General features: G+C 66.9%; 17 protein-coding genes and 2 pseudogenes. 13 read left to right on the top strand and 6 right to left on the bottom strand.

Annotation, left to right across the window (positions count from 1 at the left end; genetic code table 11):
- The first annotated feature begins 23 nt into the window (after positions 1–23).
- Complete coding sequence (aroC, locus tag AC3FOF_RS36675; RefSeq protein ID WP_488729385.1) at positions 24–1142, top strand: chorismate synthase; 1119 nt, start codon at positions 24–26, stop codon at positions 1140–1142.
- A gap of 67 nt (positions 1143–1209) precedes the next feature.
- Positions 1210–2450, top strand: a pseudogene (locus AC3FOF_RS36670) (MFS transporter); the annotation flags it as partial.
- Here the strand turns inward: AC3FOF_RS36670 and AC3FOF_RS36665 are convergent.
- The gene (locus AC3FOF_RS36665; protein WP_488729384.1) at positions 2378–3484 is read right to left on the bottom strand and encodes an NAD(P)/FAD-dependent oxidoreductase; all 1107 of its coding nucleotides are present in this window, start codon (positions 3482–3484) and stop codon (positions 2378–2380) included. The pseudogene AC3FOF_RS36670 and the gene AC3FOF_RS36665 sit on opposite strands and share 73 nt — an antisense overlap.
- A gap of 122 nt (positions 3485–3606) precedes the next feature.
- Positions 3607–3866, bottom strand: a pseudogene (locus AC3FOF_RS36660) (FCD domain-containing protein); the annotation flags it as partial.
- Positions 3867–4203: 337 nt separating this feature from the next.
- Between AC3FOF_RS36660 and AC3FOF_RS36655 the strand changes: the two are divergent.
- Positions 4204–5109 (top strand): flagellar brake protein, encoded by a 906-nt coding sequence (locus AC3FOF_RS36655; protein ID WP_276266958.1) that lies wholly within the window; start codon positions 4204–4206, stop codon positions 5107–5109.
- Between the two features lie 174 nt (positions 5110–5283).
- Here the strand turns inward: AC3FOF_RS36655 and AC3FOF_RS36650 are convergent, their stop codons facing one another.
- Entirely contained in the window at positions 5284–6963 is a 1680-nt protein-coding gene (locus tag AC3FOF_RS36650; protein ID WP_276266957.1) for an electron transfer flavoprotein-ubiquinone oxidoreductase, read from the bottom strand.
- Positions 6964–7310: 347 nt separating this feature from the next.
- On the opposite strand from AC3FOF_RS36650, the gene AC3FOF_RS36645 reads away from it, so the two are divergent.
- The 7 genes from AC3FOF_RS36645 to AC3FOF_RS36615 all read left to right on the top strand — a co-directional run bounded on the left by AC3FOF_RS36645 (position 7311) and on the right by AC3FOF_RS36615 (position 14048).
- The gene (locus AC3FOF_RS36645) at positions 7311–8096 is read left to right on the top strand and encodes an SDR family oxidoreductase (RefSeq protein WP_017228855.1); all 786 of its coding nucleotides are present in this window, start codon (positions 7311–7313) and stop codon (positions 8094–8096) included.
- A gap of 379 nt (positions 8097–8475) precedes the next feature.
- Complete coding sequence (locus AC3FOF_RS36640; protein ID WP_430869626.1) at positions 8476–9054, top strand: TRAP transporter small permease; 579 nt, start codon at positions 8476–8478, stop codon at positions 9052–9054.
- On the top strand, positions 9051–10355 hold the full coding sequence (locus AC3FOF_RS36635) for a TRAP transporter large permease (protein ID WP_276266955.1): 1305 nt from the start codon (positions 9051–9053) through the stop codon (positions 10353–10355). The genes AC3FOF_RS36640 and AC3FOF_RS36635 overlap by 4 nt, the downstream gene beginning before the upstream one ends.
- Positions 10356–10494: 139 nt before the next feature.
- Positions 10495–11523: a DctP family TRAP transporter solute-binding subunit gene (locus tag AC3FOF_RS36630; RefSeq protein ID WP_276266954.1), complete on the top strand. Its 1029-nt coding sequence runs from the start codon at positions 10495–10497 to the stop codon at positions 11521–11523.
- Positions 11524–11738: 215 nt separating this feature from the next.
- A complete protein-coding gene (locus tag AC3FOF_RS36625) occupies positions 11739–12449 on the top strand; it encodes a DUF2968 domain-containing protein (protein WP_017225001.1) in 711 nt (236 codons plus the stop codon).
- Between the two features lie 306 nt (positions 12450–12755).
- Complete coding sequence (locus tag AC3FOF_RS36620) at positions 12756–13562, top strand: hypothetical protein (RefSeq protein ID WP_488729383.1); 807 nt, start codon at positions 12756–12758, stop codon at positions 13560–13562.
- An 87-nt stretch (positions 13563–13649) separates the two neighbouring features.
- Complete coding sequence (locus tag AC3FOF_RS36615; RefSeq protein WP_276269128.1) at positions 13650–14048, top strand: acyl-CoA thioesterase; 399 nt, start codon at positions 13650–13652, stop codon at positions 14046–14048.
- 29 nt (positions 14049–14077) lie between these two features.
- Here the strand turns inward: AC3FOF_RS36615 and AC3FOF_RS36610 are convergent, their stop codons facing one another.
- Entirely contained in the window at positions 14078–14623 is a 546-nt protein-coding gene (locus tag AC3FOF_RS36610; RefSeq protein WP_035811227.1) for a PAS and helix-turn-helix domain-containing protein, read from the bottom strand.
- 174 nt (positions 14624–14797) lie between these two features.
- Between AC3FOF_RS36610 and AC3FOF_RS36605 the strand changes: the two genes are divergently transcribed.
- Positions 14798–15499, top strand: coding sequence for a CoA transferase subunit A (locus tag AC3FOF_RS36605; RefSeq protein ID WP_017226582.1), 702 nt, complete (start codon positions 14798–14800; stop codon positions 15497–15499).
- An 11-nt stretch (positions 15500–15510) separates the two neighbouring features.
- Entirely contained in the window at positions 15511–16149 is a 639-nt protein-coding gene (locus tag AC3FOF_RS36600; RefSeq protein WP_035811212.1) for a CoA transferase subunit B, read from the top strand.
- A gap of 117 nt (positions 16150–16266) precedes the next feature.
- On the opposite strand, the gene AC3FOF_RS36595 is transcribed toward AC3FOF_RS36600, so the two are convergent.
- Together AC3FOF_RS36595 and AC3FOF_RS36590 are read right to left on the bottom strand one after the other, a co-directional pair.
- The gene (locus tag AC3FOF_RS36595; RefSeq protein ID WP_035811223.1) at positions 16267–16740 is read right to left on the bottom strand and encodes a DUF411 domain-containing protein; all 474 of its coding nucleotides are present in this window, start codon (positions 16738–16740) and stop codon (positions 16267–16269) included.
- Between the two features lie 62 nt (positions 16741–16802).
- Complete coding sequence (locus AC3FOF_RS36590; protein WP_488729382.1) at positions 16803–17579, bottom strand: 3-hydroxybutyrate dehydrogenase; 777 nt, start codon at positions 17577–17579, stop codon at positions 16803–16805.
- A gap of 211 nt (positions 17580–17790) precedes the next feature.
- On the opposite strand from AC3FOF_RS36590, the gene AC3FOF_RS36585 reads away from it, so the two are divergent.
- Positions 17791–18675, top strand: a complete 885-nt coding sequence (locus AC3FOF_RS36585) for an alpha/beta fold hydrolase (RefSeq protein WP_035811209.1) — start codon at positions 17791–17793, stop codon at positions 18673–18675.
- Positions 18676–18690: the final 15 nt, after the last annotated feature.

The following is an 18690-nucleotide window of genomic DNA, read 5'->3' as shown; positions in this document are numbered from 1 at the left end:
CACGCCCTCCGCGGTTCCCCATCATGTCCGGCAATACTCTCGGCCTGCTCTTCACTGTCACCACTTTCGGCGAATCGCACGGGCCGGCCATCGGCGCGGTGGTTGACGGTTGCCCGCCGGGCATGGAACTGAGCGAGGCCGATATCCAGATCGATCTCGACCGCCGCAAGCCGGGCACTTCCCGCCACGTCACGCAGCGCCAGGAAGCCGACCAGGTCGAGATCCTGTCCGGCGTGTTCGAGGGCAAGACCACGGGTACGCCGATCTGCCTGCTGATCCGCAATACCGACCAGCGCAGCAAGGACTACGGCAATATCGTCGAGACCTTCCGGCCGGGGCATGCCGACTACACTTACTGGCAAAAATACGGCATCCGCGACTATCGTGGCGGCGGCCGTTCGTCGGCGCGCCTGACGGCGCCGGTGGTGGCGGCGGCGGCGGTGGCCAAGAAATGGCTGCGCGAGCAATACGGCACCGAGATCCGGGGCTATATGTCGCAACTGGGCGAGATCCGCGTGCCCTTCGTGGACTGGACGGAAGTGCCGCAGAATCCCTTCTTCGCCCCCAATGCCGAGATCGTGCCGGAACTGGAAGCCTATATGGACGCGCTGCGCCGCGACGGCGACTCCGTCGGCGCGCGCATCGAGGTGGTGGCCAGCCATGTGCCGGTAGGCCTGGGCGAGCCGCTGTTCGACAAGCTCGACGCCGATATCGCCCATGCCATGATGGGCATCAATGCCGTCAAGGGCGTGGAGATCGGTGCCGGGTTTGACAGCGTCAGCCAGCGCGGCAGCGTGCATGGCGACGAGCTCACCGCCGAAGGGTTCCGCGGCAATAACGCCGGCGGCATGCTGGGCGGCATCTCGACCGGCCAGGACGTGACCGTTTCGATCGCGATCAAGCCGACTTCCAGCATCCGCACCCCGCGCGAATCCATCGACAAGGCAGGTCAGCCCGCCACGGTGGAGACCTTCGGTCGCCACGATCCCTGCGTGGGCATCCGCGCCACCCCCATCGCCGAAGCCATGCTGGCACTGGTGCTGATGGACCACGCGCTGCGCCACCGTGCCCAGTGCGGCGACGTCAAGGTCGATACCCCGCGCATTCCTGCCCAGTCACCGCAGTCCGGCCAGTCGCGCTGAGTTGGCGCAGGCGGAACCGCACGCCCATGCCCCGGCTGCCGGGCGCGTCTCCGAGACGCGCTTTGGCTTGTTTTACCTCGGCTATTACGGCTATGTCGGCGTCATCTCCCCCTATGTAAGCCTGTTCTTCGCCGGGCGCGGTTTTACCCCGGTGCAGATCGGCGTGCTGATGGCATGCTTCCAGGTCAGCCGCATCGTCGGCCCGTATTTCTGGGGCTGGCTGTCGGACGTGATGCATACCCGGGTGCGCCTGCTGCGCCTGGCTGCCGTCACGGCCCTGTTGGCCTTCCTGATGGTGCCCGGCGTGACCAGCTACGGCGGCATGATGGCGATGATGATCGGGCTGAACCTGATCACCAGCGCCATGTCGCCGTTGGGCGACGCGCTCACCATCTCCACGCTGCGCCGCTACGGCGCCTTTGACCACCGCTACGGGCGCATCCGCATGTTCGGCTCGGCCGGCTTCATCGCGGCCGTGCTGCTGGGCGGGGCGTTGTTCGAGCAATTCGGCATGGAGATGTTCCCGTGGCTGGCGAGCAGCATGCTGGCGCTGTTCCTGGTGGTGGTGTTCGGCATGCGCGACGCGCCCGAGGGAGGGCCGCGCGTCAGGCCGCCGCCCGCGCTGCCCTTGCTGCGCCGGCCCGACGTGGCGTGGTTCTTCGGCTCGGCCTTCCTGATGATGTTTGCCCACGCCGCGCTGTACGTGTTCTATTCGCTATATCTCGAGCAGCTTGGCTACAGCAAGTTCGCCATCGGCGTGATGTGGACCATCGGCGTGGTCGCGGAGATTGTTTTCTTTTTCTACCAGGGGCGCCTGTTTGGCAGCGTGCCGCTGCGGGCCATCCTGACCGGCACCTTTGTGCTGGCTGCGATCCGCTTCGGCCTGACCGGATATCTTGCCAAGCTGTCGTGGCTGATGGCACTGGTGCAGGTGCTGCATGCGGCCACCTTCGGTGCGCATCACAGTGCCAGCCTGAAACGCCTGCAGCGCTGGTTTGCCGGCCCGTTGCAGGGCCGCGGACAGGCGCTCTACACCGGCCTTTCCTATGGCCTTGGCGGTACCTTGGGCGGGCTGGCGATGGGCTGGACCTGGAAGGCGCTGGGCCCGGCCCATACCTTCGGGCTGGCCGCGCTGGCGGCGGCCGGCGGTGCGCTGTGCGCGCTGATGACCTTCCGTACGGAAGCCGCTGCCGAGGCCGCCGCCGCGCGGTGACGGGCGGCGGGCGCCGGCGTGCTCAGACCAGGCCTGCCACGTACCCGGCCAGCGCCAGCGAGGAGGTCAGCCCAGGCGATTCGATGCCGAACAGGTTGACCAGTCCAGGTACGCCGTGGATAGCCGGACCATCGATGCGGAAATCCGCCGCCGGCTCGTCCGGCCCGCTGATCTTGGGGCGGATGCCGGCATAGCCCGGCTGCAGCGCGCCGTCGGCCAGTTCCGGCCAGTAATTCCGTACTTCACCATAAAAGCTGTCGGCATCGGCCGGGTCGACGCTGTATTCGATCTCGTCGATCCAGCGCACATTGGGGCCGAAGCGTGCCTGGCCGCCGAGGTCGATGGTCAGGTGCACGCCCAGCCCGGCGGCTTCCGGCACCGGATAGATCAGCCGCGAGAAGGGCGCGCGTCCTGCCAGCGTGAAATAGCACCCCTTGGCGTAGTGCTGCGGCGGCACCTGTCCGGCCGGCATGCCCTCGATGCTGCGTGCCAGCGCCGGTGCCGTGAGCCCGGCCGAGTTGATCACGGTACGGGCCAGCAGCGTGGTGCCGGCCGCGTCATCCTGGCTGCCGACGTCCAGCCGGATGCCATCCGGCGTGACGGCGCCGCCTGCTACGGGCGACTGCACCGCCAGCATGGCGCCGGCGTTCTCGGCGTCGCCCAGCAGGGCCAGCATCAGGCCATGGCTGTCGATAATACCGGTGGAGGGCGAGAGCAGGGCGGCGCGGCACCGCAGGTTTGGCTCCAGCGCCTGCGCCTCGGCCTGGCCGAGCAGTTGCATATCATGCACGCCGTTGGCGGTGGCCTTGGCCCGGATGCTCTCCAGTGTGGCGACCTGGGCGTCGGTGGTGGCCACGATCAGCTTGCCGCAACGCCGGTGGCTGATGTGGCGCGAGGCGCAGTAGTCGTACAGCATGGCCTTGCCGCGCACGCACATCGCCGCCTTGAGCGAGCCCGCCGGATAGTAGATGCCGGCATGGATCACTTCGCTGTTGCGCGCGCTGGTGACGGTGCCGAAGGTGTTCTCCGCTTCCAGGATGATGACCTCGCGGCCTTGCAGGGCCAGTTGCCTCGCCACGGCGAGGCCCACCACGCCCGCGCCGATCACTACGCAATCCACTTGCTCCATTGTCTTCCTCTTGTTCTTTGCTGTTTTCCGTTGTTGCCGGGACGGCGGTGACTGCTGCGGCTGGCTTGCGCCTGGTGTGGCAAGGCTAGCCCAACGCCAACTGCGGCGTTCAGGGGCTGACCGAGGCCGGTGAGGCACGGGGTGTGCGCTGCCTGCACGATGGCTGGCGGAAAGGCCCGGCGGCCGCGGCGCTGGCGAAATCCTCCGCATGCCGGCGCATGTCCGCCAGCGCGGCGCGAATGGCTTGCAGGTCGTTGCCGCTACCTCGCTGCGCGGCCATTCCCGCGCAAGCGCATTCCACCACCATGCGCAGTTCGAACAGCTGGGCCAGGGTAGGGCCGCCTTGCGGCGCGCCGAGCATGCGCCATACCTGGCTGGATGGGTTGGTTTGGCAGCCTGTCAGACAGATTTCGGCAAAATTCTGTGAGCAAACCGGCCCGGCGTCAAGGCGCGGGCCAGCCCGCGCGGGATTCGTGCTCAAGGTTTGCCGTGAATGCGCCGATAGCAAGCCAGATGCGATGCGCTATTCACACGGTACCTTGCGGCAGCTTCTTGCCGGACTACGCGCATGGCCGTCGGCCTCGCGCGGCGTTCCGGCGGGTTCATGCAGCCGTGCCCCGTGTTGCGCGCCTCGCCAGGTGGTGGCCGGGGGACTTCCGTCCCGCGGCCGCCGTTGGATCCGCCATGCCCCGCAGGTGGGCGCACACCGCTCTCTTTCCATGATTGCACTCACACCCAACGATCTCCCGGTCGGGCAACCCTTGCCCTGGTCCTTGCTGGACGAGGGCGGAAACCTTGTGCTCGGAAGCGGCAGCGTAATCCCGGAAGAGCGCGATATCGCCCTGGTTTTCCGCCATGGCGCCGTGTGCCGTCCCACCAGCGAGCCGGGTGAGCAGGCGGAAGGCGCCCGGCCGGCCCACGTCGGGCCGCTCGGGCTGCAGGTCGGCACGCTGCTGCAGATCAAGTCGCAAGGCCAGGTCGGACGTGCCGCCGCCAGCCGGCTGATCGGTTTCGTCGAACAGGGCTTGTTCGTGACCTGGCCGCAACTGGGCGGAAAGGAATTGCAGCTCCAGCCTGGCGAGACCATCCTGCTGCGCGGATTCTCCGGTCACGCCATCCTCAGTTTCGAGTCCACCGTGACCGCGATCTGCCGCAGTCCGTTCCGTTACCTGGTCTTGTCGGCACCCGCGGAGTTGAAACAGATCCCGGTGCGCAAGGCGGCCCGCGTGCCGACCCGGCTGGCTGCCTACCTGGTGGATCCCGGCGGCGGCGCGGCGGACGAGGCGCCGGACGGGGCCCAGGCCGACGCCGCGTACCCCCTCCAGCCGTCCCGGCTGGTGTTGCTGACAGACCTGAGCACCGGCGGTGCGCAGGTCGAGCTTGCAGGGCCGGTGCCGGCGCCCGGCACGCCGATACGCTTGTGCTTTCACCTGCGCACCGCCGCTCTGGACAGTGAGATCATGGTCGACGGCGTGGCGCGCAGCCCGTTGCCGGCACCGGCCGATGCCGATTTCCCGGTGTTCGGCGTCGCATTCGACATGCTCGGCGAACGCGAGCTGACGCTGTTGCAGTGCTTTATCTACGAACAGTTGCTGGCCAGTGCCAGCATGCAGGTCCCGGGCTGAAGCCTGGCGCTGTGCCGCCCAGGTAGGGGGCGCGTTTGGCGTTGCCGGACGCCAGGCCGCGCTACCGGCATTCGCCGGTGTTGCCAGCGACCTCCCGCCTGCGGGCCCGAGAAGACAAAAAAAGCGGCACCGGATCGGGTGCCGCTTCTGCGTCTAGCTGGCCCTGGGGCCGGCTTACATATTCACGTAGTTCGGGCCGCCGCCGCCTTCCGGCGTCACCCACACGATATTCTGCGTGGGATCCTTGATGTCGCAGGTCTTGCAATGCACGCAGTTCTGCGCGTTGATCTGCAGGCGCTCCTTGCCGTCGTCGTTCTGCACGAACTCGTATACGCCGGCAGGGCAGTAGCGGCTTTCAGGCCCGGCAAACTTGTCCCAGTTGACGTTGACGGGCACGCTTGCATCCTTCAGCGTCAGGTGGGCCGGCTGGTTTTCCTCGTGGTTGGTGTTGCTGATGAACACCGAGCTGAGGCGGTCGAAGGTCAGCTTGCCGTCCGGCTTGGGATAGACGATCTGCTGGCACTCGGCGGCCGGCTTGAGGTAGACATGGTCCGGCTTGTCGCGGTGGATGGTCCAGGGCGGGTTGCGGATGCCCAGCTTGGGCAGCAGCCATTGCTCGATGCCGGTCATCAGCGTGGCGGTGGTGCGGCCTTTCTTGAACCACTGCTTGAAATTCTTCGACTGCAGCAGTTCCTTGTGCAGCCAGCTGTTCTCGAAGGCGGTCGGGTAGGCCGTGAGTTCGTCGTGCTGGCGGTTCGCCTGCAGCGCTTCGTACGCGGCCTCGGCGGCCATCATGCCGGTCTTGATGGCGGCATGGCTGCCCTTGATGCGCGAGGCGTTCAGGTAGCCCGCATCGCAGCCGACCAGGGCGCCGCCCGGGAATACCGTCTTGGGCAGCGACAGCAGGCCGCCGGCCGTGATGGCGCGCGCGCCATAGCCGATGCGCTTGCCGCCCTCGAAGTACTTGCGGATCTCCGGGTGCGTCTTGAAGCGCTGGAATTCCTCGAAAGGCGAGAGCCAGGGGTTGGTGTAGTCCAGGCCGACCACGAAACCCACCGCCACCTTGTTGTCTTCCATGTGGTACAGGAAGGAGCCGCCATAGGTGGCCGGGTCCAGCGGCCAGCCGGCGGTGTGCACTACCAGGCCAGGCTGGTGCTTGGCTGGGTCGATCTCCCACAGTTCCTTCAGGCCGATGCCGTAGCTCTGCGGATCCTTGCCGGCATCGAGCTTGAACCTGGCGATCAGCTGCTTGCCAAGGTGGCCGCGCGAGCCCTCGGCGAAGATCGTGTACTTGGCATGCAGCTCCATGCCGAGCTGGAAGTTTTCGGTGGGCTCGCCTTCCTTGTTGATGCCCATATTGCCGGTGGCCACACCCTTGACCGAGCCGTCGTCGTTGTAGAGCACCTCTGCGGCCGGGAAGCCGGGGAAGATCTCAACGCCCAGGCCTTCGGCCTGCTGCCCCAGCCAGCGCACGAAATTGGACAGGCTGACGATGTAGTTGCCGTGGTTCTGGAAGCATTCGGGCAACAGCGGGGCGCCCTTGCCGCCGGTTTCGTCCAGGAACAGGAACTTGTCCTCGGTCACCGGCTGGTTGAGCGGGGCACCCAGTTCCTTCCAGTTGGGGAACAGTTCATTCAGCGCGCGCGGGTCCATGATGGCGCCGGACAGGATGTGGGCGCCGGCCTCGGAGCCTTTTTCCAGCACGCAGACATTGACTTCGCTGCCTTTCTCCTGGGCGAGCTGCTTCAGGCGGATGGCGGTGGCCAGGCCGGCGGGACCGCCGCCGACGATGACCACGTCGTATTCCATGGCCTCGCGGGGGCCGTATTGCTCCAGGAGCTGTTGCTGATTCATTGTCTCTAACCCTCTATTCTTGGCAACTTGCGCGCAATTGTGGGAAATGCCGTGTCCGGTGATACGGGGAATGCGATGATCGGGGGGAACAAGGGGGCAAGGGATCGGAAACCGGCGGCGCCGATGGCGGCGGTCTGCGCGTTTTTCCTCTTTCCCTTTGCGGCCCGAGTTCTTAGAATCTCCGGCATTGTCCGGGACTCGCCATGGTCAGGCAAGATTTTTTTTGGAACGACCGTTCTTTTTTTTGATATGCTGCCTTCCATTTCGCCTGGGCAGTTTCGTGCGGAGCACCCGGTGAACGCGGCCATGGCAGGCGCCGCCGGGGGTTCCCGAACATAGAGGTCAATATGGGATTGTCGATCAATCTGGAAGGCAAGGTTGCGCTGGTGACAGGCGCGTCGAGTGGTCTGGGCACGCGTTTTGCCCACGTGCTGGCGTCCGCCGGCGCCAAAGTGATACTGGCGTCGCGGCGCACCGAACGGCTCAAGGAGCTGCGTGCGGCGATCGAGGCCGAAGGGGGCAGCGCCCATGTGGTGCGGCTCGACGTGACCGATCCCGACAGCATCCGCGCTGCCGTGGCGCATGCCGAGACCGAGGCCGGGGCGATCGATATCCTGGTCAATAACTCGGGCGTGTCCACCACCCAGCGCCTGACGGACGTGACGCCCGACGATTTCGATTTCGTCTTCGACACCAATACGCGGGGCGCATTCTTCGTGGCGCAGGAAGTGGCCAAGCGCATGATCGCACGCGCCAAGGGGGCCGAGAAGAACGGCAATCCGCTGCCGCAGTCCCGCATCGTCAATATCGCCTCGGTGGCCGGGCTCAAGGTGCTGTCGCAGATCGGCGTGTACTGCATGAGCAAGGCCTCGGTGGTGCACATGACCAAGGCCATGGCGCTGGAATGGGCGCGCCATGGCATCAATGTCAATGCCATCTGCCCCGGCTATATCGATACCGATATCAACCACCATCACTGGAACACCGACGCCGGCCAGAAGCTGATCCAGATGCTGCCGCGCAAGCGCGTGGGCAAGCCCGAGGACCTGGATGGCCTGCTGCTGCTGCTGGCGTCCGACCAGTCGCAATTCATCAACGGCGCCATCATCACCGCCGACGACGGCATGGTGTAGGCGGCTGCGGGCCGCTGCGCCCGCATGCAGGCAAGTCCGCCCCGCCGCGCGCCATAAGCGCGGGCAGGGCGCGTTGTGCGTTGGCCCTGGGCTTATCCGGTCCCCTTGGGCGTGACGTGCGCGGCGGCTTGCCGGGCAGCCTGGCGGCACGGGCCGCGGTAGGGCGTGCGCCCGTGTACTGCGCGGCGTGGAAGCGAGCAAAAATTCCCGCGTGAGCCGCAGTCTTGGCATAATCCCCATGTCTTGAGATTAAGTCTTTACATAATTCAAAGAATATCCGCGAACGGCCGCAAGCGCCGCGCGGACCGGACCGGAGGCCGGGGAGATGCAAGCAGATCGGGAGGGACGGCGCGACGCCGACCCGCAACAAATCACGGCCATGCCGGACGAGACTGGCGCCAGCCAGTCATTGGGAAATGACCGGGAAGGCGGCCAGGAAAGCGGTTTCAGGGTTTCGCCGCGGCTCGAGGACTGGGTCGGCGTGATCGTCATGGCGCTGCTGGTGTGCATCACCTTCGCCAACGTGGTGGTCCGGTATTTCACCGATGAGTCCTTTGCCTGGACCGAGGAATTCTCCGTTTTCCTGATGATCGTGCTGGCGCTGGTGGCCGGCAGCGCCGCGGTGGCGCGCGACCGCAATATCCGTATCGAATTCTTCTTCGAGCGCGGCAGCGCGGCCCGGCAGCGGCGCCTGGCGGTGTTGTCGGCGCTGGCCGTGGCGGCGATGTTCGTCGCGCTGGCGGTGCTGGGCGCGCGCATCGCGTGGGATGAATACACCTTTGGCGAGACCTCGCCCGGCATCGGGGTGCCGAGCTGGTGGTACTCGGTCTGGCTGCCGCTGCTGTCGGCCGCCATCGTGCTGCGCGCGCTGGGCGTGGCGGCGCGCAACCTGCGTGCGCTCAGGGCGTTGCATGCCGAACGGGCGGGCGGCGCGGCGGCTCCGGAGGCCGCGCCATGACCCTGGTCGCCATCATCCTGTTCGCGGTCTTTATCGGCCTGATGCTGCTGGGCGTGCCGATCGGCGTGTCGCTGGGCCTGGGCGGCCTGGTTGCGATCGGCTTGTCCAACCTCGACACCCAGATGTTCGGCCTGCTGGCCGTGCCGCAGAATTTCTATGCCGGCCTGGGCAAGTACCCGCTGCTGGCGATCCCGATGTTCGTGCTGGTCGGTTCGATCTTCGACCGCTCCGGCGTGGCGCAGCGGCTGGTGACCTTCGCCATCGCCATCGTCGGGCGCGGCCCCGGCATGCTGCCGCTGGTGGCCATCCTGGTCGCCATGTTCCTGGGCGGCATCTCGGGCTCCGGCCCGGCCAACGCGGCCGCGGTGGGCGGCGTGATGATCGCGGCGATGTCGCGCGCCGGCTATCCGGGCGCGTACAGCGCGGCCGTGGTCGGCGCCGCCGCCGCTACCGACATCCTGATCCCGCCTTCCGTCGCCTTCATCATCTACAGCGTGCTGGTGCCCGGCGCCTCGGTGCCGGCGCTGTTCGCCGCCGGCATGATCCCCGGCATCCTGGCTGGCGTGGCGCTGATCGTGCCGGCCGTGTGGCTCGCCCGCAAGCACAATATGGGTGCGATCGAGGCCGGCCTGCCGCGTCCGCCATTCTGGAAGAGCCTGCGCGAGGCAGCCTGGGGGCTGGTCGCGCCTTTCCTGATCCTGGGCGGCATGCGCGCGGGCTGGTTCACGCCCACGGAAGCGGCCGTGGTGGCTGTAGTCTACGGCCTGTTCGTCGGCATCGTGATTTACCGCAGCATCGGCATGCGCGACCTGTTCGTGATCTTCCAGGAAGCCGCCGAGACGTCCGCGGTGATCCTGCTGGTGGTGGCGCTGGCCGGCATCTTTGCCTATGCCTTGTCCACGCTTGGGGTGATCGACCCGCTGGCCAATGCCATCGCGCATTCGGGGCTGGGCGAGTACGGCGTGCTGGCGCTGATCGTGGCCTTGCTGATGACGGTGGGGATGTTCCTCGACGGCATCTCCATCTTCCTGATCTTCGTGCCGCTGCTGCTGCCGATCGCCAATGCCTTCCACTGGAACCCGGTGTGGTTTGGCGTGGTGCTGACGCTCAAGGTGGCGCTCGGGCAGTTCACGCCGCCGCTGGCCGTGAACCTGATGGTCTCGTGCCGGATCGCGCGCGTGCGCATGGAAGAGACCGTGCCATGGGTGATCTGGATGCTGCTGGCCATGTTCGTCGCCATGCTGATGGTGCTGGCCTATCCGCCGCTGGCCACCTGGCTGCCGGATTACCTGGGTTATTGACCCTGCCGGACAACTGCGGGCAGCGGGAAAGCCGCCGCCCGCAGTGCAGGATAGCGCGATGGGTCATGCTGCGCATCGCGCGCAACGCAACACACAAGAAGCAAGAAACGCACAACATATCCCGAGAGGAGAGAGTCCGATGAAACGCCGTGCCCTGATGCTGTCGCTGGCAGCCACCATCGCCGCTGCCGCCCTTGCGCCTGCCGGCGCCATGGCGCAAAGCTACAAAGCCGAATACAAGATGTCGCTGGTGCTCGGCCCGGCCTTCCCGTGGGGCAAGGGTGGAGAGATCTGGGCCGACCTGGTGCGCCAGCGCACCAGTGGCCGCATCAATATCAAGCTCTACCCCGGCACCTCGCTGGTGGCGGGCGACCAGACCCGCGAGTTCTCGGCGATCCGCCAGGGCGTGATCGACATGGCGGTCGGTTCGACCATCAACTGGTCGCCGCAGGTCAAGGAGCTGAACCTGTTCTCGCTGCCGTTCCTGATGCCCGACTACAAGGCGCTGGACGCGCTGACCCAGGGTGAAGTGGGCAAGTCGATCTTCGCCACCCTGGACAAGGCTGGCGTGATGCCGCTGGCCTGGGGCGAGAACGGCTTCCGCGAAGTCTCCAATTCCAAGCGGGAAATCCGCAAGCCGGAAGACCTGAAGGGCATGAAGCTGCGTGTGGTGGGCTCGCCGCTGTATATCGAGACCTTCAATGCGCTCGGCGCCAACCCGACCCAGATGAGCTGGGCCGACGCGCAGCCGGCCATGGCTTCCGGCGCGGTGGATGGCCAGGAGAATCCGCAATCCGTGTTTGCCGCCGCCAAGCTCTACACGGTGGGCCAGAAGTTCGTCACTACCTGGGGCTATGTGGCCGACCCGCTGATTTTCGTGGTCAACAAGCAGATCTGGGAAAGCTGGACCCCGGCTGACCGCGAGATCGTCAGGCAGGCCGCCATCGATGCCGGCAAGCAGGAAACCGCGCTGGCCCGCAAAGGGCTGGTCGAGGCGGGCGCGCCGGCCTGGAAGGACATGGAAACCCACGGCGTCAAGGTGTCCCAGCTGACGCCGGCCGAGCACGATGCCTTCCGCAAGGCTACGGCCAAGGTCTACGACAAGTGGAAGAAGCAGATCGGCGCGGACCTGGTCGGCAAGGCCGAAGCGTCGGTCGCCAAGCGCTAGGCGGCGAGGGCGGCAGCCGGCTTGGGGCCGCCCGCAGGTGGTACCCCCTCGTCGGGTGGTTTGTTGCTGGATTGGCAACGCAATCGTCGTCAATGATGACAAAACCCGACCTTGGTTGGGTTAGCTTGTTACAATCCGCGATCGGCGGGGTGTGCGGAGCACATTCTCGCCGCTCGATTTCCTGAACCCGTCGCCCCCGTCCTAGCCGGAACGCTATGCTGAACAATTCCTGCCGCGCCACCTTGCTTGCCAGCCTGACCGGCCTGACCTTGTCGCTTTCCGCCGCCGGTGCATTCGCCGCGGCAGAGCCGGTTCCGCCATCGGCAGCACTGGCGCCGCTGACGGCGGTCGGCGGCAATCCGCGGGCTTCGGCTGCTTCGCTGGGATTGGTGTCGGAGCTGCAGCAGCGCCTGCGCGACAGGTCGGTGCGCGAGCTGCGCACCAGCTACAACGGCGACTACGGCACCACGCTGATGCTCGCGGACGACCAGGTGGTGTGCTATGTGGCGTTGTTCTACCAGAAGAATCTCTGGCGGGTGTTCCGCTTCGAGTCGATCGGGGCGGCGGAGCAGGCTTACCGCCAGGTGACCCAGCAGAGCGCCGCCTGGGCCAGCGACGATATCCGCCGCCAGGTGCTGGCCTCGCAAAAACGCGCGTTCGACAAGGCCCTGCAAGAGACCGAGGCGCGCGCCAATGCGCTCAACGAAGACGTGCGGGTGATGCAGGCGCAGCGCCAGCGTATCGCCGAGGAACAGAAGGCGTCGCGCATCGAAGTCCAGAGCGCCGAAATCGAAAGCCGTGCCTCGCGCCTGCGTCTGGAGCAGTTGCAGGAGCAGATCCGCCGCATGGAATCCTCGCTGTCGGATGCCGGGCTGGCCATTCCCGGGGTCCCCTCGAACTCGAACGATCGTCCGCTGCGCCGTTAAGCGCTCGCCAGGCGTCCATGCAGCGGCCGGCCGGCGTCGACCGGTGCCGGCGGCAGCTCCCTTGGTGGCTCGCCGGGGGCGCGGCGAGCGCTTTCTCCGCCGTGCCTCGTCCCAGGCTCTGCGCGTCCCGCACGGGCAGCGCTGCCCGGTTTGCCCGGGCCGTCCGTTCCCTTCTGAAATTTCCGGACGCAGAATCAGATTTGTCTGATGGCTGCGCTCCACTCGCCTCGCTATGATCATTTGCTGACCAGCTCTGCCCGGACAGGCCGGCGAGCTTGCGTTGCGATCGCGTTTCGGAGGTGAGTCGTGTCCCATGCCAATTTCCCGAGGTTTTTAGTAGGCCAGAACGTGCCGCCGCCGTGGGGCACGAATTTCGAGACGCGCGACGCACTGGAGGCCATGCGCGCCGAAGCCGTCAGGAGCCATCTTGCCGCCACGGCACCCGTGCAGGCGCGCGCACGCGCGGCCGCGCTGCGCCGGGCGCGCAAGGGGGGGCTGGCGAGCGGCGCACTCGGCGGGGGGCTGGCCGTTCTTGCGGTGTGGCTGGTTACCGCTTCGGTCATTGGCAACGGGGCACCGGCTACGGCTACGGCATCGGTATCGGCGCCGCCAGCAGCCGCACCCGCACCCGCTTTCCCGGCAGGCGCGCAGGAGGGCGCGCAAGCGGTGGCCCGCAGCGCGCCGGTGGCGGCCGCGGATGCGGACGTTGCCGCCGCCCCGTCCATCCCCCCGGCCGTCCTTGTCCCGACGCTTGCCGAGCGCGCCGGCGCCACGCCGGTCGCGATGGTGGCGGCTGACGACGCTCGCGGCAAGAGGCCGCCGCGGTCCGGGGATGCCGGCGCCAGGTGGCGCGCGGGGGCCAGGGACGGCGTGTCAGCCAAGCCGGTTCAGCAGGCCTCGCACGCGGTACCGCATCCGCAGCCGCGATCCGCCGGCGTCCGGCTGGCTGCTGCCGTTGCCACTGCTGTTGGCGTGCCTGAGCGTGGCGGGATCGGCGAGGCGCCGGTATCCGAGTTCCCCGATGCTGCCTACCTGCGCCCGAGCGCGGTGGCCTACCTGCCGCCCGATGCCCGCATCGAATTGCTTGCCCACGTCCGCCTGACCGGCGATTAACCGGCAGGCGCCGTCCCGCCGGGGGCCAGGCCGAACCGTCGTATCCGCCGATGGAAGCCGCGTGCCGGCGGTGGTAGGCTAGCGGGCATGAAACCCGTATTCACTCTTCTCATGCCCATCCGTTGGGGCGACATGGACGCCATGGGCCATGTCAACAACACGGTCTACTTCCGCTACCTGGAGCAGGCGCGCATTTCCTGGTTCGAGTCGCTCGGCCATGGCGGGAAGGATGCCGACGGCTGTGGCCCGGTCATCATCAATGCGAACATGACGTTCATCAGGCAGTTGCGCTATCCCGGGGATATCGAGATCCGCATGTATGCCGGCGAGCCGGGCCGCACCAGCTTCGAGACCCGCATGGAGATCCGCCGCACGGACCAGCCCGACGTGGTGTATGCCGAGGGCGGGGCCAAGGTGGTGTGGTGCGACTATGAGGCCGAGAAATCGGTGCCCGTGCCGCCAGCGATCCGCGCACTGATTGAATAGGCCCGGGGCCGCTGGCGAACGCTCGGCAGTCAGTGATTGACCAGGCGCTGCACCAGGTCGACCGAGGTGCTGGCGCCATATTTCTTCATCAGCCGGGCCCGGTAGATATCCACCGTGCGCGGGCTGATCGACAGCAGCTTGCCGATCTGCTTGCTGGTCTTGCCGTCCACCAGTTGCGCGGCGATATCGCGTTCGCGGGCCGTCAGTTCGGCGGTGACGGGACGTTTCTGCGAAAGATCCTCGAAGGTCCAGATGCCGGCGCCCAGGGGTTGCCGGCGGTCCAGCGCGCGTCCGGTGACGTGGCACCAGAACAGTTCGCCGCCGGCGCGCTTCATGATGCGCTCGTCCGAGTAGGTGCCCTTGGCGTTCATGATGGGCACGATACGGGCGCCGGTGCGCTCGAATTCATCGGCGGTGGGGTAGAGTACCTGGAACGACTCGCCGAGCAGGGCCTGCCTGCTGGTGCCGAAGATGCGGCAGAGTTCGTCGTTGCAGTCCTCGATCATCCGCTCGCGCGACAGCACAAGGCCGACGGGGGCGAGCTGGAAGGCGGTCTGGTAGTCGATGGCGGGCATTTGCTTATGTAATTGTACGTATTGGCGCGGGATGCGGCGCTTGCGTATGCTGTCGGACATTCGGCAACCGGGCGATCTCCGCCCGATTGTACCGTTACAATTTCCCTGCGTGGCTCGCCGGCAGCACCTGAAGGCGGGCGCAATGACAGGAAATCACCGAGGAAGGAGCAAAGCATGAACAAGGTCTACGCCAGCGCCGCGGAGGCGCTCGCGGGCGTCGTTCGCGACGGCCAGACGATCGCGGTTGGCGGTTTCGGTCTGTGCGGCATCCCGGAGGCGCTGATCGGCGCCCTGCGCGACAGCGGCGCCAGTCAGCTCACCTGCATCTCGAACAACGCCGGCGTGGACGGCTTCGGGCTCGGCCTGCTGCTCGCCACGCGCCAGATCAGGAAGATGATCTCGTCCTACGTGGGCGAGAACAAGGAGTTCGAGCGCCAGTACCTGGCCGGCGAACTCGAACTGGAATTCACCCCGCAGGGCACGCTGGCCGAGAAGCTGCGCGCCGGCGGCTCGGGCATCCCGGCCTTCTTCACCAAGACCGGCGTGGGCACCATCGTGGCCGAGGGCAAGGAAATCCGTGAGTTCGACGGCCAGCAGTACGTGATGGAGCGTGCGCTGACCGCCGACGTGGCGCTGGTCAAGGCATACAAGGCGGACCGCGCGGGCAACCTGGTGTTTCGCCGCACCGCGCGCAACTTCAACCCGATGTGCGCGATGGCCGGCAAGGTCACCGTGGTCGAGGTCGAGCAGCTGGTCGAGACCGGCACGCTGGATCCGGACGAGATCCATACCCCGGGCATCTTCGTGCAGCGCATCGTGCTGAACGCCAATCCCGAGAAACGCATCGAGCAGCGCACCGTGCGTGCCGCAGGCTAAGGAGAAACATCATGGCATGGACACGTGAGGAAATGGCGGCGCGCGCCGCAAGCGAGCTGCAGGACGGCTTCTATGTGAACCTGGGCATCGGCCTGCCGACGCTGGTGGCCAACCACGTTCCGCAAGGCATGGAAGTCTGGCTGCAATCCGAGAACGGCCTGCTGGGCATCGGCCCGTTCCCGACCGAGGCCGAGGTCGACGCCGACATGATCAATGCCGGCAAGCAGACCGTGACCACGCTGCCGGGCTCGTCGATCTTCTCGTCGGCGGATTCCTTCGCGATGATTCGCGGCGGCCATATCAACCTGGCTATCCTGGGCGCGATGCAGGTCAGCGAGAAGGGCGACCTGGCCAACTGGATGATCCCTGGCAAGATGGTCAAGGGCATGGGCGGCGCGATGGACCTGGTGGCCGGCGTCGGCCGCGTAGTGGTGCTGATGGAGCACACCGCCAAGAAGAAGGACGGCAGCGAGGACATCAAGATCCTGGCATCGTGCGCGCTGCCGCTGACCGGCGTGGGCGTGGTCAACCGCATCATCACGGACCTCGGCGTGATCGACGTCACCGAAGCCGGCCTCAAGCTGGTGGAAACGGCGCCGGGCGTGAGCCGGGAAGAGATCCAGAGCAAGACGGGCGCGCCGCTGCTGTGATGCATGCCGCCGCCGCGCGCGCCCTCGTGGCGGGCGCGGCGCCCCGGCTGAACTGAAAAAGCCCCGCGAGCTTGTGTTCGCGGGGCTTTTCGTTTGGGCCGGCGTTTTGCTTTTCTGTCAGGCGCTGCGCCGGTTGTAGCTGGCGAAGACCGACGCGCCACCGTCCGCACGGATCAGCAGGACGTCGAAGGGGTCCTTGCGCGAGCCCTGTTCCATGCCTGGCGAGCCTACCGGCATGGCCGGTACTGCCAGGCCCACGGCTTTCGGCCTGGCGGCCACCAGCCGCTTGACGTCGGCGGCCGGCACATGCCCCTCGATCGCGTAGCCGGCGATGTGGCCGGTATGGCAGGAGCCAAACCGTTCGGGAATGCCGAAGCGCGCGCGATAGACGCCGGTGTCGTCCACGTTGCGTACGGTGACGGCGAAACCGTTCGTGCGCAGGTGCTCGACCCAGCCCTCGCAACAGCCGCACTGCGGGCTCTTGTACACCGTGATGGCGAGCGGGGCGGCAGCCACGCTGGTGGCGGCGCGCAGGCTCGCGGCGGCGGTGGCGCCCAGGGCCAGGGCGCGTAGAAAGCGACGTCTTTGCACGGTTTGAATGACAGGTTGCGGGGATGGGGCGCTGGCCCGGCGCGCCTTGGCGCCGGCTACGCTCATTGCGCCACCCAGCCGCCGTCCATGTTCCAGGCCACGCCCCGCACCTGCCGGGCGGCGTCGCTGGACAGGAAGACCGCCAGGGCGCCGAGTTCCTCCGGCGTGACGAACTGGCCGGACGGCTGCTTCTCGATCACCAGCTCATGTTTGGCCTGTTCCACCGGGATGCCTTCTTTCTGGGCGCGCGCTTCCACCTGTTTCTGCACCAGCGGGGTCAGCACCCAGCCCGGGCAGATCGCATTGGCGGTCACGCCGGTCTGCGCCGTCTCCAGGGCCGTCACCTTGGTCAAGCCGACGATGCCGTGCTTGGCGGCCACATAGGCGGATTTCTGCGCCGACGCAACCAGCCCGTGGGCGGAGGCGATATTGATGACGCGGCCCCAGTTCTTGCGCTTCATGCCGGGCAGGGCCAGGCGGGTAGTGTGGAAGGCCGAGGTCAGGTTGATGGCGATGATGGCGTCCCAGCGCTCGGTCGGGAAGTCCTCGATATTGGCCACGTACTGGATGCCGGCGTTGTTGACCAGGATGTCGGCGCCGCCGAACTCGGTCTCGGCATAGCGCATCATGTCCTCGATCTCCGAAGACTTGCTCATGTCGGCGCCGTGGTAGCCCACGCGGCTGCCGGGGCCGGCCTGCGCGATCTCGCGCTTGGCGCCCTCGGCGTCGCCGAAGCCGTTGACGATGATGTTGGCGCCTTGGGCGGCGAGCGCCTGTGCGATGCCGAGACCGATACCGCTGGTTGAACCCGTGACCAGTGCTGTCTTGCCTGTGAGCATGGATGCCTCCGTCTGGGAGATGTGGACTTTGGAATGGGACTGTCTGAAGATCGCGGCCGGCAGCCTGCGCCATGCGCATGGCGGCGCGAATCCGGATGCTGTGGCATTGTAACTGCCGCAGCGTACAATCGAGCTTTGCCCACTGCGGGCGCTGCTTGCCGGCGGCGCCATATTTGCCACCGTATCGCTACCGTATTGCCAGGGAGTTCAGATGTCAGCCAGTCCGCGCCTCGGCTTCGTCCAGTGCATCAGTCCGGCGGGTCTTCACCGCATGGCGTATCACGAGTGGGGCGACCCCACCAATCCCCGCGTGCTGATGTGCGTGCATGGCCTGACCCGAACCGGCCGCGACTTCGATACCGTTGCCGCTGCGCTGTGCGGGGAGTATCGCGTGGTGTGTCCCGATGTGGTGGGGCGTGGCCGCTCGGACTGGCTCGCCGATCCGCGCCGCTACGTGATGCCGCAGTACGTCTCGGATATGGTCACCCTGGTCGCGCGGCTCAATGTCGAGCAGGTCGACTGGTTCGGCACGTCGATGGGCGGCCTGATCGGCATGGGGCTGGCGGGCTTGCCCAGGACGCCGGTGCGCAAGCTGCTGCTCAATGACGTGGGGCCGCGCATTGCCGCCTCGGCGGTGGAGCGGATCGGCGCCTACCTGGGCCTGCCGGTGCGGTTCAAGACCTTCGAGGAGGGCCTGGCCTACCTGCAGACCATCAGCGCATCCTTTGGCCGTCACACGCCGGAGCAATGGCGCGAGCTCAACGGCGCCATCCTCAAGCCGGTGCAAGGCGCCGAAGGCCTGGAATGGGGCTTGCATTACGATCCGGCCATGGCGGTGCCGTTCCGCGAGACCACGCCCGAGCAGGTGAGCGCCGGCGAGGTGGCGCTGTGGCAGTCGTTCGAGGCCATCCAGGCGCCCACGCTGGTGGTGCGCGGCGCCCAGTCCGATTTGCTGACGCGCGAGACGGTGGCGGAAATGGTGGCGCGCGGGCGCGGCGTGACGTCGGTGGAGGTGCCGGATGTGGGGCATGCCCCGACGTTTATCGATCCCGCGCAGGTAGCCATCGCCAAGCAGTTCTTCCTGGGCGCGGCCTGAGGCTCCGAAGCCGGC

Source organism: Cupriavidus sp. 96C5-1 (assembly GCF_057798855.1).
Note: the sequence above shows the minus strand (reverse complement) of the source record. Positions and strands in the feature narration are given on the sequence as shown.

What these genes read in the sequence shown, in the direction of transcription:
- aroC (WP_488729385.1), top strand. Translation starts at nt 24, where the DNA reads ATGTCCGGCAATACTCTCGGCCTGCTCTTCACTGTCACCACTTTCGGC.
- AC3FOF_RS36665 (WP_488729384.1), bottom strand. Translation starts at nt 3,484, where the DNA reads ATGGAGCAAGTGGATTGCGTAGTGATCGGCGCGGGCGTGGTGGGCCTC.
- AC3FOF_RS36655 (WP_276266958.1), top strand. Translation starts at nt 4,204, where the DNA reads ATGATTGCACTCACACCCAACGATCTCCCGGTCGGGCAACCCTTGCCC.
- AC3FOF_RS36650 (WP_276266957.1), bottom strand. Translation starts at nt 6,963, where the DNA reads ATGAATCAGCAACAGCTCCTGGAGCAATACGGCCCCCGCGAGGCCATG.
- AC3FOF_RS36645 (WP_017228855.1), top strand. Translation starts at nt 7,311, where the DNA reads ATGGGATTGTCGATCAATCTGGAAGGCAAGGTTGCGCTGGTGACAGGC.
- AC3FOF_RS36640 (WP_430869626.1), top strand. Translation starts at nt 8,476, where the DNA reads ATGCCGGACGAGACTGGCGCCAGCCAGTCATTGGGAAATGACCGGGAA.
- AC3FOF_RS36635 (WP_276266955.1), top strand. Translation starts at nt 9,051, where the DNA reads ATGACCCTGGTCGCCATCATCCTGTTCGCGGTCTTTATCGGCCTGATG.
- AC3FOF_RS36630 (WP_276266954.1), top strand. Translation starts at nt 10,495, where the DNA reads ATGAAACGCCGTGCCCTGATGCTGTCGCTGGCAGCCACCATCGCCGCT.
- AC3FOF_RS36625 (WP_017225001.1), top strand. Translation starts at nt 11,739, where the DNA reads ATGCTGAACAATTCCTGCCGCGCCACCTTGCTTGCCAGCCTGACCGGC.
- AC3FOF_RS36615 (WP_276269128.1), top strand. Translation starts at nt 13,650, where the DNA reads ATGAAACCCGTATTCACTCTTCTCATGCCCATCCGTTGGGGCGACATG.
- AC3FOF_RS36610 (WP_035811227.1), bottom strand. Translation starts at nt 14,623, where the DNA reads ATGCCCGCCATCGACTACCAGACCGCCTTCCAGCTCGCCCCCGTCGGC.
- AC3FOF_RS36605 (WP_017226582.1), top strand. Translation starts at nt 14,798, where the DNA reads ATGAACAAGGTCTACGCCAGCGCCGCGGAGGCGCTCGCGGGCGTCGTT.
- AC3FOF_RS36600 (WP_035811212.1), top strand. Translation starts at nt 15,511, where the DNA reads ATGGCATGGACACGTGAGGAAATGGCGGCGCGCGCCGCAAGCGAGCTG.
- AC3FOF_RS36590 (WP_488729382.1), bottom strand. Translation starts at nt 17,579, where the DNA reads ATGCTCACAGGCAAGACAGCACTGGTCACGGGTTCAACCAGCGGTATC.
- AC3FOF_RS36585 (WP_035811209.1), top strand. Translation starts at nt 17,791, where the DNA reads ATGTCAGCCAGTCCGCGCCTCGGCTTCGTCCAGTGCATCAGTCCGGCG.